This is a genomic window from Pseudorhodoplanes sinuspersici (assembly GCF_002119765.1).
Lineage (GTDB): Bacteria > Pseudomonadota > Alphaproteobacteria > Rhizobiales > Xanthobacteraceae > Pseudorhodoplanes > Pseudorhodoplanes sinuspersici.
In genome coordinates this window covers 3,213,662-3,226,350 of the sequence record NZ_CP021112.1, presented here as the reverse complement: position 1 = coordinate 3,226,350, position 12,689 = coordinate 3,213,662, and the positions used below count along the sequence as shown (strand labels likewise).

The 12,689-nt window shown below is 60.7% G+C and carries 13 protein-coding genes; 5 read left to right on the top strand and 8 right to left on the bottom strand.

The window, feature by feature from the left end:
- Positions 1–144: 144 nt before the first annotated feature.
- The gene (locus CAK95_RS15635; RefSeq protein ID WP_086088740.1) at positions 145–1,386 is read left to right on the top strand and encodes a LysR family transcriptional regulator; all 1,242 of its coding nucleotides are present in this window, start codon (positions 145–147) and stop codon (positions 1,384–1,386) included.
- A gap of 28 nt (positions 1,387–1,414) precedes the next feature.
- On the opposite strand, the gene CAK95_RS15630 is transcribed toward CAK95_RS15635, so the two are convergent.
- The 8 genes from CAK95_RS15630 to CAK95_RS15595 are packed head-to-tail and all read right to left on the bottom strand — an operon-like array spanning position 1,415 to position 8,568.
- Positions 1,415–2,332, bottom strand: coding sequence for a DUF6282 family protein (locus CAK95_RS15630; RefSeq protein ID WP_086088739.1), 918 nt, complete (start codon positions 2,330–2,332; stop codon positions 1,415–1,417).
- A 49-nt stretch (positions 2,333–2,381) separates the two neighbouring features.
- Positions 2,382–3,272, bottom strand: a complete 891-nt coding sequence (locus CAK95_RS15625) for a cupin domain-containing protein (protein WP_147413721.1) — start codon at positions 3,270–3,272, stop codon at positions 2,382–2,384.
- Between the two features lie 13 nt (positions 3,273–3,285).
- Complete coding sequence (locus CAK95_RS15620) at positions 3,286–4,065, bottom strand: HpcH/HpaI aldolase family protein (RefSeq protein ID WP_245303420.1); 780 nt, start codon at positions 4,063–4,065, stop codon at positions 3,286–3,288.
- A complete protein-coding gene (locus tag CAK95_RS15615; protein WP_086088737.1) occupies positions 4,066–4,944 on the bottom strand; it encodes a branched-chain amino acid ABC transporter permease in 879 nt (292 codons plus the stop codon). It lies immediately after the preceding gene.
- Entirely contained in the window at positions 4,937–5,710 is a 774-nt protein-coding gene (locus tag CAK95_RS15610; RefSeq protein ID WP_086088736.1) for an ABC transporter ATP-binding protein, read from the bottom strand. The genes CAK95_RS15615 and CAK95_RS15610 overlap by 8 nt, the downstream gene beginning before the upstream one ends.
- Positions 5,707–6,654 (bottom strand): branched-chain amino acid ABC transporter permease, encoded by a 948-nt coding sequence (locus CAK95_RS15605; RefSeq protein WP_157699640.1) that lies wholly within the window; start codon positions 6,652–6,654, stop codon positions 5,707–5,709. Before CAK95_RS15605 ends, CAK95_RS15610 begins: the two co-directional genes overlap by 4 nt.
- A gap of 31 nt (positions 6,655–6,685) precedes the next feature.
- Positions 6,686–7,438 carry an ABC transporter ATP-binding protein gene (locus CAK95_RS15600; RefSeq protein ID WP_086091448.1) on the bottom strand — a complete coding sequence of 251 codons (753 nt, stop codon included), beginning with the start codon at positions 7,436–7,438 and terminating at the stop codon, positions 6,686–6,688.
- The gene (locus CAK95_RS15595; RefSeq protein WP_086088734.1) at positions 7,438–8,568 is read right to left on the bottom strand and encodes an ABC transporter substrate-binding protein; all 1,131 of its coding nucleotides are present in this window, start codon (positions 8,566–8,568) and stop codon (positions 7,438–7,440) included. Before CAK95_RS15595 ends, CAK95_RS15600 begins: the two co-directional genes overlap by 1 nt.
- Before the next feature lie 186 nt (positions 8,569–8,754).
- Between CAK95_RS15595 and CAK95_RS15590 the strand changes: the two genes are divergently transcribed.
- Genes CAK95_RS15590 through CAK95_RS15575 form a run of 4 tightly spaced genes read left to right on the top strand, consistent with a single transcriptional unit; the run spans position 8,755 to position 12,447 of the window.
- On the top strand, positions 8,755–9,606 hold the full coding sequence (locus CAK95_RS15590; RefSeq protein WP_086088733.1) for an IclR family transcriptional regulator: 852 nt from the start codon (positions 8,755–8,757) through the stop codon (positions 9,604–9,606).
- Positions 9,603–10,649, top strand: a complete 1,047-nt coding sequence (locus CAK95_RS15585) for a beta/alpha barrel domain-containing protein (protein WP_086088732.1) — start codon at positions 9,603–9,605, stop codon at positions 10,647–10,649. The genes CAK95_RS15590 and CAK95_RS15585 overlap by 4 nt, the downstream gene beginning before the upstream one ends.
- Before the next feature lie 39 nt (positions 10,650–10,688).
- Entirely contained in the window at positions 10,689–11,423 is a 735-nt protein-coding gene (locus CAK95_RS15580) for an NAD(P)H-dependent oxidoreductase (RefSeq protein ID WP_157699639.1), read from the top strand.
- Between the two features lie 37 nt (positions 11,424–11,460).
- Positions 11,461–12,447 carry a Bug family tripartite tricarboxylate transporter substrate binding protein gene (locus CAK95_RS15575; RefSeq protein ID WP_086088730.1) on the top strand — a complete coding sequence of 329 codons (987 nt, stop codon included), beginning with the start codon at positions 11,461–11,463 and terminating at the stop codon, positions 12,445–12,447.
- The last annotated feature ends 242 nt before the right edge of the window (positions 12,448–12,689 follow it).

Here is a 12,689-nt window from a genome sequence, read left to right as displayed (position 1 = left end):
CATCACGTTCCGAGGCCGAAGTCGCAACTGTCGAAATCCTGGCGACCGGCCCAGGTCGGGGCTGCCAAAACATCAAACATTTTTTGCGGCGGAGGGGGCATTCCAACCGCTGCGTGGGCCATAATTATTTGCTAAGTCGGTCCTATGCGTTCGAACCCTTATCCGTCGGATCAACCCGCTCTGCCGCGCCTCGCCCGCCTGCGTGCGTTCGATCATGTAGCCAGGTCCGGGGCCATGAGCACGGCGGCGCATTTTCTTCATGTCACGCAGCCGGCCGTGACCCGGGCGATACGCTCGCTTGAAGATGAGGTCGGAACGCCGCTGCTAGAACGCCGCCCCGGCGGCAGCTTCCTAACGCAGGACGGTCTCATCTTCGCGCGGCGGACGCAGCGCTTCTTTCAGCAACTGAGCGCGGCGCTCGCCGCAACCATCGGCGCCGATGCCCAGAGCGATGCCGTCACCCGGCTGAGCCGCAAGATCAGCGACGTCCATATCCGCAGCCTGATCGCAATCTGGAAAAGCCGAAGCTTCCGCGGTGCCGCAAAAGCCCTCGATGTCGCCGAGCCAACGCTGCATCGGCCGGCCCGCGATCTTGAAAGGCTGGTGAAAACGCCTCTCTACCGCCGAACGCTTGACGGCATCGGCCTGTCACCGGCCGGATCGGAGCTCGCACGGCGGTTCGCCCTGAGTGTGGTCGAAATTGCGGTCGGGTTCGAAGAACTCGCGGCGCATCAAGGCTCAGCGCAGGTTAAGACGACGATCGGCGTGCTGCCGCTTGCGCCAAAGCGGTTGCTTGCCATTGTTGCAGAGGAACTTCTGCGAGTTCATCCCAAGTCCCGGCTCGTCATTCAGGAAGGCAGCTATGACGAACTGGTGGTCAGCCTTCGCAGCGGCGCCAGCGATCTGATTTTTGGCGCACTTCGTGCGCCGCCGCCATTCGATGATCTTTGCGAGGAAAACCTGTTCGATGATCCCTACCGCATCGTCTGCCGGCGAGACCATCCGATCGCGCAAATTCCAAGCCCGAAAACCTCCGATCTTCGTAAATACAATTGGGTCTTCCCGACCGCCGCATTGCCGCGGCGCGCTGTGCTTGACACCATCATTGCCGAATGGCGTCTCTCACCGCGCGTTCAGATCGAGACGAATTCGCTTGGCGCGCTTATCGCCGATCTCATGGTCAGCGACCATCTCGGCCTGCTGCCGCGCGAATATATCGACATCGACGATCGCTCCGATCTTGCCGCGCTGAATCTTCGCGTCCCGCATGCGCCAAGGATTGTCGGTCTCACGACGCGACTGGACTGGCTGCCGACCAGCTTTCAGTCGGACTTTCTGACTGTCATGAGAAAACAATCCGCGGTGCAAAAAAGCCGTCCGCAGTAAAGTGATGCGGAACAGCAACGAGGGGTCCCTACGACAATCCCAGCATTCTGGCCGTGTTCGACGATATCATTTTTCTGATCTGGTCGTCGCTGTAGCCAAGATCCATGCATAGCCTGATGCCGCGGCGAATGCCCTCGATTGGGCCAATCGTGCCGGTCTGGCCAAGATCCGAGCACAAAATCGTCTGATCGACACCGGCGGCATCGATATGCTTGCGCAAATCCGCGCTTTCGCAGGTCTTGAATTTGGAGCCTTCGATGAACATGCACAACGAGTGCTCGACATAGGCACCCATCTTGGCAATACCGGACACGTCATTCATCGATGCGTCGACAATGTCTTCCGGATGCGTCAGCACGATCCGTTTCACGCCGCGGCGCTGAGCCTCTTCGAATACCAGCCAAGTCTCGCTGATATGCAGGTGGCCGCTGGCCAGCACCATGTCGTTCTTGGCAATGACGTCGATCACTTCTTTCACGTCATCACGGACCGTCTTGTCCGGATTGAGAACCGGAATGCCGGTCGCGGGGCGCATCTTCTGCGTTGATGCCGGGTGAACCCAGTTCGACGTTTTTTCCCAACGCAGATGGTTTTCTGCCGCCAGCGTTGGAAACCAGACGATCTTGCCGCCCATCGCCGCCGTATGTTCGACGGCATAAGGATTGAAGCCGCCAACCACATTGTTGAGCACGATGCTGGAAAAGATTTTTGTCTTCAGCTCGGGATAATGTTTGGCGATCAGCGCCGCGGTCATGACACCGCTATAGTCATGATCCTTGGTGACAATTGCTGCAAATCCTGCCGCCGATGTTTCGCGGAGCAATTCGAGATGATCGATGCCGCGCGGGGCGATCGACGGACCGCTATGCACATGCGGATCGATGGCGCCGACAAGCAACGCGTCGATCCGCTTTTCTATGGTCTGGTCTGCTGCGGTCTGCGCCACGAATCACGTCCTTACTACTAGCAAAAAAAGATGCTTCAGCCTTGAGACTTCAGCTTTGGGCCGGCATCGGATAGTCGGCGGCATTGAGCACAAAGCCGGGCCGCGACGAGAAATCCATGCGCGGCGGCCCGAACACGTCAATCAGCCAGGTCGTGCCTTCCCCGACATCCTGCGATGTATGGATCACGCGCGGCGGGATCACGAGAACCGACGGGCTCTGGTCATAACGTTCGTGCTCGTCCGCCTGCCAACTACCCTTGTTCGAGCCCCATGGATAGCGCAGGTGATGTTCAAACCCGCCCTGCAAGCCGAGCGAAATCTGCTCGAAATCCTCGTGCGAATGCGGGCTCAGCTTGCTTTCGTCACGCCGCTTGGTCCAGCGCTCGAACACATTGACCATCAGATTAGTCGATCGGAATAGCCGCATCTTCAGCGGGCTTGGATCGGGGCTTGCAATGCCGGTGAGATCGTAATGGCGGATCTTGTAGCCGCCAACCGGATCGGGCCATGGCACGATCGGTGTCACTTCCGGTGCGCCATCGGCATAGGTTGCGGCGTTCACCGCCTTGGCGGCAAGGTCGGCCGCCTTGCTGGAAAAGATGCGCGCCACCGTGCCAGGCGACGTCACGACAATGCGGCTGTCGCCAGGCGGCAGGATCGTCAGGCTGTCGCCCTTGGCGTCGATCGTTTCCCCTTTTGCTTCGATCGTCGCGCCTGTACCGGGCGGCAGCAACAGCATGTACTCGTCGGGATGGCCATGCCGTTCCAGTACAGCCCCCTTCTTCGCATCCGACACGACGGTCAGAAAATTCGCCGCACGTGTGATCCAATGTCTGCTCCCGTCCGAATCGGTGATCTGCGGATCCTGCGCATAATGCCGGGCATGCGTTGCCTTGCGCATCGCCACACCCGTCGCGATCTCTCCATTCTTACCACGCATCTTTGCACCCACTTTATGTTAATGCGGTGATTTCAGATTTCGCCCGTGCCGCCGCCTGACGCATCAGGCCCTGATCGGACGAATAGATGAAGGCGGTCGCGCCGATCGAACGCATCGCCTGTGCGTCCGCAGCGTTGCCGACGAAGACCATCACCGGCTTCCCCGCCGCCTTGCCGGCTGCGCAGACCTGCTCCGCCGCCTTGCGAACTGATGGCGCGTCCGGTGAGTTCTCTCCCATTGCCACGGCAAGATCGCCGCGACCGATGAACAACGCATCGATGCCGTCAAGCCGGCCGATCGCCTCGGCATGTTCGATCGCTTCGGGATCCTCGATCTGGGCGACGATGGTCGTGATCGCATCGCCGAGCTTGACGTGTTCGCCAAGCGACAAGCCGCCATAGCGCCCCGCACGCGGCGAGTTGGAGAAACCGCGCTTGCCGTTCACATAGCGGCAGCTCGTGACGACATCGCGTGCCTTTTCGACCGACGCGACATGGGGAACGAGAACGCCGGTTGCGCCACTATCTAGTACCGACAGAAGATTGGACGGTGCCGCCGAAGCAACGCGCACAAGAGCGGCGATCTGCCCTGCGCGTGCCGCAACCAGCGCCTGATCAATCGCCTGCCGGTCGAATGGCGCGTGCTCCTCGTCGATCACCACGAAGTCGAGGCCAAGGTCGCCCATGATCTCCACCGCATGTCCGCCCGGCGTCTTGATGAAGGTGCCGGCGAGAATATCGCCGCGGCCAAGCCGCGCGCGGAAGGTGGTCGGGTCGTAACGCATATTCGTCATTTACTTGGCCGCTCCGAGAATTCCATTGGGACGCAGGAACAGGAAGATCAGCAGCACCGAAAGCGCCGCAACGTTCTTGAGGCCGGACCCGAGGCTGTACACAGCAAGCGCCTGCGCCACGCCAAGAGCCAACCCACCGAGAAATGCGCCAAATGGCCGACCGAAACCGCCAACAATGGCCGCAATAAAGCCGCTGATCGCAAAGGGAGTGCCGACATTGTAGGCCGTGAACTGCGTCGGCGTGACCAGGATGCCGGCAATGGCGCCGAGGGCAGCGCTCAGTGCGAAGGATGCAGCCAGCATGTGCGAGACAGGAATGCCTTGCAGCGCCGCCGCTTCGCGATTGATCGAGCAGGCGCGCATGGCCCGGCCGACCAATGTCTTGCTGAAGAAGAACGCCAGTGCCGCAATCAGGATCAGCGACCCGCCAATGATCCACAGCGTCTGAAAGCCGATCGTAATGCCGCCAAATCGCAATGGCGGCAGATCGGTAAAGACCGGCAGGCTTTTCGGCTGGTCTCCGGCAATCAGCAATGTGGAGCGATCGATCACGATCTGGACGGCGAGTGTCGCAAGGATCATGACGAACATCGTCGCCTTGCGATCCCACAAGGGCCGTACGACGAGGCGTTCGATAACGATGCCGGTGACAGCGACCACGGCAATCGCGGCCAGCGCTGCGAGGAAGAGCGGCACATGCCACACACTGAAAAACAGATAGGTCAGCATGCCGCCCAGCATCACAAACGCGCCTTGCGCAAAATTGACGATGCCGCTGGCATTGTAGATCACGCAGAAGCCGATGCCGATCAGCCCGTAGATACAGCCGACGCTGAGCCCGTTAACGATCGTCTGTCCGAAATAGGCGAAGTCAGTCATGCAGCATCTCCGCGCCGCCGAGATAGGCCTCGATCACACCGGGGTTGCGCTGCACCTCGTCCGGTGTGCCTTCGGCGATCTTGCGGCCGAAATTGAGCACGACGATCCAGTCCGCCGTTTTCATCACAAGCTGCATATCGTGCTCGATCAACAGCACGGTCGTGCCACGGGCCGAGACCCGGCGGATGATCTCGGAGAGCCGCGATGTCTCGTCGTGATTGAGACCCGCGGCCGGCTCATCCAGCAGCAGCAATGTCGGTTCGGCCGCCAGGGCGCGCGCGATCTCCAGAAGGCGCTGCTGGCCGTAGGGTAACGCTGATGCCCGCACCTCGGCCTGCGATCCGAGGCCGACGAAATCGATCAGTTCGCGCGCGACGCGATCGGTATTCGTCTCTTCCTGTCGTGCCCAGGCCGGACGCAGCAAAGCGGCAAAGAGGCCTGCACGCGTGCGCACATGCCGCCCGACCTTCACATTCTCGAGGACGGTGAGATCCTGGAAGAGCTGCGCGAGCTGAAATGTGCGAACGAGACCACGAGCGGCAATGAGTTCAGGCGGCATGGCCGTGATGTCCTCGCCTTCGAACATCACGCGGCCTTCGGTCGGCTCATGAAAGCCGGAAATCATGTTGAACAGCGTCGTCTTGCCTGCACCATTCGGGCCGATGATCGCGAAGACACCTTCGGCCGGCACATCGAAGCTCACGGCATCGTTGGCGATAAGACCGCCGAATCGCTTCGTGAGTCCTTTGACGCTCAGCCGGTTCATGATTTCGCTCCCTCACTGGCCAGCCTCACGGCGGGCACGGGCGCCGTTTGCTTGCGTTTGAAGGGACGGGTCAATGCCGCGAGGCCGCCGGGCGCGTAGATCAAAAGGAGGATCAAAGCGACGCCGTAGACGAGATCCTGATAGTCCTTCAGCACGCGGAACGTTTCCGGCAACAGATTGATGACGATCGCGCCAACCAGCGGGCCGATCACGGTGCCGATGCCGCCGACATAAAGCATGGTGAAGCCAAGGATCACCATATTCATGCCGAAAACTTCCGGGCTAACAAAGCCGACAATATGCACGAACAGCGAGCCGGCGATCGATGCATAGGTGGCCGACACGATGAAGGCCGCGAGCTTGTAACGCGCAACGTCGATTCCGAGTGCGCGCGCCGCATCCTCACTGCCGGAGAGAGCGACCAGCGCACGGCCAAAGCGCGAATTGCGGATGAGCCAGGCGCTGCCCATGCTGATCGCGACAACGATGCTCAGGAAGATGAGCTGCGCGCGATCGGAAACGATTTCGAAATCGCCGATGCCGAGCGGCGGAATGCCGGAAATGCCCATATAGCCTTGCGTGACCGCCTGCCAATGCACCGTCGTCTCATAAACGATCAGCCCGATGGCCAGCGTCGCCATCGCCAGGTAATGACCTTTCAGCCGCAATGTCGGATAGCCGATCACCACGGCGCAAACGATGGCACCGGCAATACCGGCCAGCATCGCCGGCACCGGCGCCCAGCCATAGGTCGCGGTCAGCACCGCCGAGGTATAGCCACCAATCGCAGCGAATGCGTTCTGACCGAAAGACGCCTGTCCCGCATAACCCATGAAGATATTGAGGCCGGTGACAAACACCGCATAGATCAGCGCAAAGCCTGCCACCGTCACGATGTAACCGCCAGCGACAATGGCGTAGCCAACAAGCGCGACGGCAAGCACAGCCGGCACCCAGGAGAGGATGCGGCCCAAACTAGTTGAAGTAGAATTGCGCGAGGTCGGCATGGGAGTTGATCTCACGAGGGTCGACTTCCGCCGAGATGCGGCCGTTCGACATGACATAGGCGCGATTGGCGAGTTTGAGCGCGAGCGGCGCCTTCTGCTCCACGAGAAGGATCGGCAGGCCGCTGCGATTGAGCTGTCCGAGTGTCTCCAGGATTTCCGCCGTCACCTTCGGTGCAAGACCAAGCGACGGTTCGTCGAGCAGAAGCAGGCGTGGTTCAGCCATCATCGCGCGACCGACAGCCAGCATCTGTTGCTCGCCACCCGACAGCGACCCTGAAGTCTGATTGAGGCGTTCCCTCAGGCGCGGAAATAGCGTCAGCACGCGGTCCCGCCTGCGCTCGAACTCCGTTCCGCGTCCGCCGATCATGTAAGCGCCAAGCTGCAGGTTCTCGGCGACGCTCATCGGCGCGAAGATGCCGCGTCCTTCCGGCACCAGCACGACGCCGGCACGCGCGATCCTCGATGTGCCGCGGCGCGGCAACGATTGATCGTCAAAGCGCACCGATCCTGTCGATGTCGTCAGTCCCATCACCGAACGCAGCAGCGTCGATTTGCCGGCACCATTGGGACCGAGCACAGCCACCAGCTCGCCTGCACGAATGTTGATGCTCACGCCGTGGAGCGCGACCACCTGCCCGTAGCGCGCAGACAGGTTCTCCACGTCGAGGATCTTCGGCTGCGCTCCGGTCACCGTCCGGGCTTGCACCGTGGCCTGCGCCATCATTTCACCTGGAGCTTTCCACCGACGATGGAGGCCAGGAAGAACGGGTTTTCGGTGATGCCCTGATGCACGGTCGGCGAGAAGTTGTAGATGCCTCCGGTGCCCTGGAAACCAGTGATGGTCTCGATCGCGTCGCGCATCTTCGGTCCTTCGAGACTCTTGCCTTTCTCGGCCGCGGCCTTGACGACCATCAGCGCATCCCAGGCTTTGCCGGCCCAGAACGCGTCGCGGTCGCCATGCTTGGCGCGCCACAGCGGCAGGAAGCGCCCAATCTCTTCTTTCAGAGGACCGGCCGGCAACACGTCATAGACTTGCGACGGCGCAGCGACGAACATGAACTGCTCGCCAAGCGTCTCGCCGGCGGGCTTCAGCACCGCAAAATCGTCGACGCTGCCGAGCAACAGGATGTCCTGCCCAAGCTGCTTGATGTTCCTCGCTGTCGTCAGTGTCGAGCCGCCCTGGCCGATCTTGAGGATGGCTTTCGCGCCGGCGGCCACCATCTTGCTGATCTGCGCGCTGTAGTCGGCATCGTCAGGCCTGTATTGCTCAACGACCGGCACCTCGATGCCAAAGTCTCCGGCGATCTTGACGGCAATGTTTTTCTGCAACGTGGCATAGGGGCTGGGATCGTGCAGGATGCCGATCTTGCGGATCTGCGTTTTGTCCTTGAGGTATTGATAGCGCGTTTCCACTTCGAACCGCGGCGGCGCAAGGAAGCTGTAGGCCCATTTCGCCTGCTCCGCCTGCGGCGGCAGGATCGAGCACAACACCATCGGCACCTGCGCGCGCACCACAAACGGCGCCGCTGCAAATGTCCCCGCCGACACGCAGCCACTGATGAAGCTCTCGACCTTGTCCGAGCTGATCATCTTTCGATAGACCGTCACCGCCTCCTGCGGCTCGGATTTGTTGTCCTCGACAAAGAGCTGGATCTTGCGGCCCATGATGCCGCCATTCTTGTTCACGTGATCGACTGCGACTTCGAGACCATCGCGCCACGCGCGGTCGATCGCTGCGGCATAGCCCGTCAACCCGAGCGATGAGCCGATCTTGTACGTCTCCTGCGCAGCGGCAGGGACAACACTCGCTGCAACACATGCAGCGATGGCGATGGCTGAAATTTGCTTCATGACCCCTCCCTGTCTATTTTTCTGCTGTTCGCGAGCGTGAAACAGCGTTTCTATTTTTTTATTGCGAAGAGACGCGCAGGTCAATATTGCTCTAGCCGAAGACACGAAAAGCTCTGTTGCAGTGCGAAAAATCAGGGTGTCTGGTTGTGCTGTTTCGTTTCACAAACAGGATGAAACTGGCTTCGAATGGCTCGGTCAGCAGATGAAAGTGGCGTTCGTTCCGTGCGCATCGCACTCGATGTGCTGGAAGCGGTTGCGTTTTCCGCCGAAGAAATGGGCGTCACGCAAATTGCGGAGCGTCTGAAACTGACGAAGGGATCGGTTCACCGTCATCTGTTGACTTTGGTGGAACGTGGCTATCTGACGCAGAACCAAGCGACATCGCGTTATGCGATCGGCGCGAAGGGCCGCCTGCTTGCCCGTCTTGCACCCGAAGCGGATCTTGCCCGGCTTGCCGAAGGTCCGATGCGCGAGCTTCGTGACCGATGCGGCCACAGCGTTGTTTTGTCGTCCATGACACCGCGTGGCGCGCTCGTCATGCTGACCATTGCCGGAACGTCAGCAGCGATCGAAATCGGTGTGCGGCCCGGCAGCGAATTGCATTATCACGCATCGGCGCAGGGAAAGGTCATGCTCGCCTTTGCACCGCGTCCTGTGCAGCAGCGCTTGCTCTCGGGACCACGTCCGCGTCTCACGCCTCACACAACGACCGACATTGCGGCCATCGAGGAAGATCTCGCGCGTGTCGTTCGGCGTGGCTATTGCTCGGCACCCGAAGAGGCCATGCTTGGCATCAACGCGCTCGCCGCTCCCATCTTCGATGCCGCAGGGGCTTGTGTCGCGAGCGTGGCGCTGGTCGGTTCGATCCAGTTTCTTCCGGCGAACCCGTCCGCTTCACTTTTGAAAAACCTGAAATCATGCGCGCATGAGATTTCGCGGCAGCTTGGCTATGGCGGCAGTTCGGAACTCGCACCCGAGCCCGCCGAGAGCCGGGCGCGTCCGGCACCACGCACAGCGAAGAAGCGGATTGCGGGATGACATCGGAAACACTGAACACAACGATCGGCCGCGTAGCGCTGAAAAATCCGCTGATCGCCGGTTCCGCCGAGCACATGATCGAAGCCGATGGCGTGCGGCGCGCCTTGAAGGCGGGCGCTGGTGCGGTCGTCGTCAAATCGGTCAATGAATCGGAGGCTGCGCGCGACCAATTGCAGCGCGCCGAATACATGGTGCTGAATGAGCGGTGGGAGCCAATCCCCTGGCGGCTTGATGCGCCCGCGCATGCCTATGTCGCCTGCCGCTCCGGCCTGACACCGCAATCCTTCGATGCGTGGCTCGAACAAACCGCGACGCTGGATCGCGAGGCTCGCACTTACGAGTCCTATGCGGTTGCCAGTGTGATCCTCGCTAATCTCGACAACACCGTCGCGATGGCAAGACAAATCGAACAGGCCGGCATCCGTGTGCTCGAACTCAATATCGGCACGCCCTATGCCAGCCAGGCGAAAGGCGCCGTTTCAACCGAGCTCGACCCGGCACGGATCACGACCATTGTCTCGGCCGTCCGTGCTGCGATTGCCATTCCGCTCTGGGTGAAAATCACCGGCCAAAGCGAACGCGTGCCCGATCTCGCCGCTGCCGCTTTCGAGGAAGGTGGCGAAGCGGTCGTCATGGCGGGCCGCTCACTCGGCCTTATTCCCGACATTGAAACATTCGAGCCGATGCTCGGTACCACGCTCGGCGTCGGCGGCTACTGGAATCTGCCCCTCACCTGTCAATGGCTGGCGCTGTCCCGTGCCAAGCTTGGTCCCGACAAGCCGCTGATTGCAACCAATGGCGCGCAATCCGGACTCGATATCGCACGGATGATGCTGGCCGGCGCGTCGGCTGTCGAAATGTCGTCGCCCATCATGCTGCGCGGCTTCGGCTTGCTGTCAGATGCCCTGGCCGAGTTCTCAGCTTACCTGCAGCGCAAGGATGTCACGGCCGCCAGCCTGATTGGCCGCGCCGCCGATCAGCGCAAAGCCTTTCCGCAGATGCCGTTACGGACAGACAACTGGAGAAGATACACGCCAGCCTGATGGATCGCAGGCATTTATTTTTCGAGGTTCATGCGTTCAATGAATAGTCTCATCATCTACGCTCATCCCGAGCCGACATCCTTTACGGCGGCGCTGAAAGACACGGCCGTGAAGACGTTGGAAGCCGCAGGTCACACTGTCGAAGTGTCGGACCTTTACGGCGAAGACTTCAATCCTGTTGCCGGACGGCATGATTTCACATCCGTCGCCGATGCCGATCGTTTCCATTATCAATCCGAACAATTGCACGCGAGCAAGACGGCTGGCTTTAGTGCCGATCTCATTCGCGAACAGGAACGCCTGCAGCGCGCCGACTTCATCGCGATGATCTTCCCAATCTGGTGGGGCGGGATGCCGGCCATCGTGAAAGGCTGGTTCGATCGCGTGTGCGCTTATGGCGTCGCCTATGCCGACGGACGGCGCTTCGACAAGGGGTTTTATCTGGGTCGCCGCGCGTTGCTCGGCCTGTCCAGCGGCGGAACGCGCGAACGCTTTAGCGACGGCGATGCCTATGGCGACATCGAACGCGTTCTTCATCCGGTCAAGCGCTGCATGCTTGAATATCTCGGGCTCGAGGTTCTGGAGCCGTTCGTCGCTTATGCCGCGCCGCGCGTCGATGACGAGACACGCAAAAGGTATCTCGTGGCCTGGCAGGGCCGCCTGCTGAACGCCGTCAACGACCCTGCATGGCAACAGCGCCTGCACACACTCGCCGAAGATGCCGCAAACAATCGCACGCCACTCGAAGGAGCCGCCTGGGCGGCCAAACGCTGAACGTTAACGATCTTACAAAAGCCGGGAGACGCCATCCATGATCCATTTCACCTTGCCACGTGTTGCGACAGCCATTGTTGCAACCGCCATCTCCATTTTCGCCGTATCGCCGACGATCGCGCAATCGGCGTGGCCAAACCGCGCTGTCACTCTGGTCGTGCCATTCACGGCCGGCACGACATCCGACGTCGTTGCGCGCGGCCTGGTCGAGCATCTGGCCACCGCGCTCGGCCAGCCGGTCGTGATCGATAATCGCGGCGGCGCCGGCGGCAATATCGGCGGCGCGGCTGTAGCGAAAGCGCCGGCCGATGGGTACACGCTGCTATTCGCGACGACCGGCCCCGCCGCCACCAACAAGCTGATGTACAAGGATATGCCGTTCGATCCGCAGCGCGATTTCGTTCCGGTGGCGCTGGTCGGCAAATCCGCGATCATCATTGTCGCCCGCCCGGATGCGCCGTTCTCGACGCTGAAAGAGCTGATCGAATATGGCAAGGCCAATCCGAGCAAGCTGACGGCCGGTTATCCGGGCAATGGCACACTGGGGCACATCACCGGCGAACTCCTCCAAAGCACGACCGGCATCAAGTTCGGCCATACGCAATATCGCGGCAGCCCGCCGATCATTACCGATCTGATCGGCAAGCATATCGATATCGGCATGGACTCGATGGCGGCTTACGTCACCAATGTGCAGGAAGGAAAGATCAAGGCGCTGGCGATCGCCGGCAACAAGCGCTGGTCCAAGCTTCCGAATGTGCCGACGGCATCGGAATCGGGCCTGCCCGGCTTTGAAGCCAGCGTCTGGTATGCCTTGCTGGCGCCGAAAGGAACGGCTCCCGAGATCATCGCCAAACTCAACACCGCGACCAATCAATATCTCGCGTCGGAGAAGGCGAAGACCGCATTGGATACTCTCGGCGTCGAAATCGCAGGCGGCACCCCCGACGATCTCAAGGCCTTCACTGCTGCCGAGATCAAGAAATGGAGCCCGATCATCAAGCAGGCCAACATCCAGTTCTGACGTTTGGAGCGTTCCCGGCCGCCACACCACTCAAGTGTCGGCGGCCGGCGGGCCAATGGTTTCGATCAAGACGAAAAGACGCGGCCCAAGACGCGCGCTAAAATGATGCAGATGGCAGGACAACATGCCGTTCTCCGCAGCACGCCTCCATTCCGCCCAGCATCTGTGAATTCATCTTGGGATATGCTTGCGGCTCCCAAATGCGATCTTGGCCCGCAAATCAGCGATATTTCTGACCGCTC

Excerpts from the sequence above, each read along its gene's own strand:
- CAK95_RS15635 (WP_086088740.1), top strand. The coding sequence starts at position 145 with ATGCGTTCGAACCCTTATCCGTCGGATCAACCCGCTCTGCCGCGCCTC.
- CAK95_RS15625 (WP_147413721.1), bottom strand. The coding sequence starts at position 3,272 with ATGCGTGGTAAGAATGGAGAGATCGCGACGGGTGTGGCGATGCGCAAG.
- CAK95_RS15620 (WP_245303420.1), bottom strand. The coding sequence starts at position 4,065 with ATGACGAATATGCGTTACGACCCGACCACCTTCCGCGCGCGGCTTGGC.
- CAK95_RS15615 (WP_086088737.1), bottom strand. The coding sequence starts at position 4,944 with ATGACTGACTTCGCCTATTTCGGACAGACGATCGTTAACGGGCTCAGC.
- CAK95_RS15610 (WP_086088736.1), bottom strand. The coding sequence starts at position 5,710 with ATGAACCGGCTGAGCGTCAAAGGACTCACGAAGCGATTCGGCGGTCTT.
- CAK95_RS15600 (WP_086091448.1), bottom strand. The coding sequence starts at position 7,438 with ATGGCGCAGGCCACGGTGCAAGCCCGGACGGTGACCGGAGCGCAGCCG.
- CAK95_RS15595 (WP_086088734.1), bottom strand. The coding sequence starts at position 8,568 with ATGAAGCAAATTTCAGCCATCGCCATCGCTGCATGTGTTGCAGCGAGT.
- CAK95_RS15590 (WP_086088733.1), top strand. The coding sequence starts at position 8,755 with ATGGCTCGGTCAGCAGATGAAAGTGGCGTTCGTTCCGTGCGCATCGCA.
- CAK95_RS15585 (WP_086088732.1), top strand. The coding sequence starts at position 9,603 with ATGACATCGGAAACACTGAACACAACGATCGGCCGCGTAGCGCTGAAA.
- CAK95_RS15580 (WP_157699639.1), top strand. The coding sequence starts at position 10,689 with ATGAATAGTCTCATCATCTACGCTCATCCCGAGCCGACATCCTTTACG.
- CAK95_RS15575 (WP_086088730.1), top strand. The coding sequence starts at position 11,461 with ATGATCCATTTCACCTTGCCACGTGTTGCGACAGCCATTGTTGCAACC.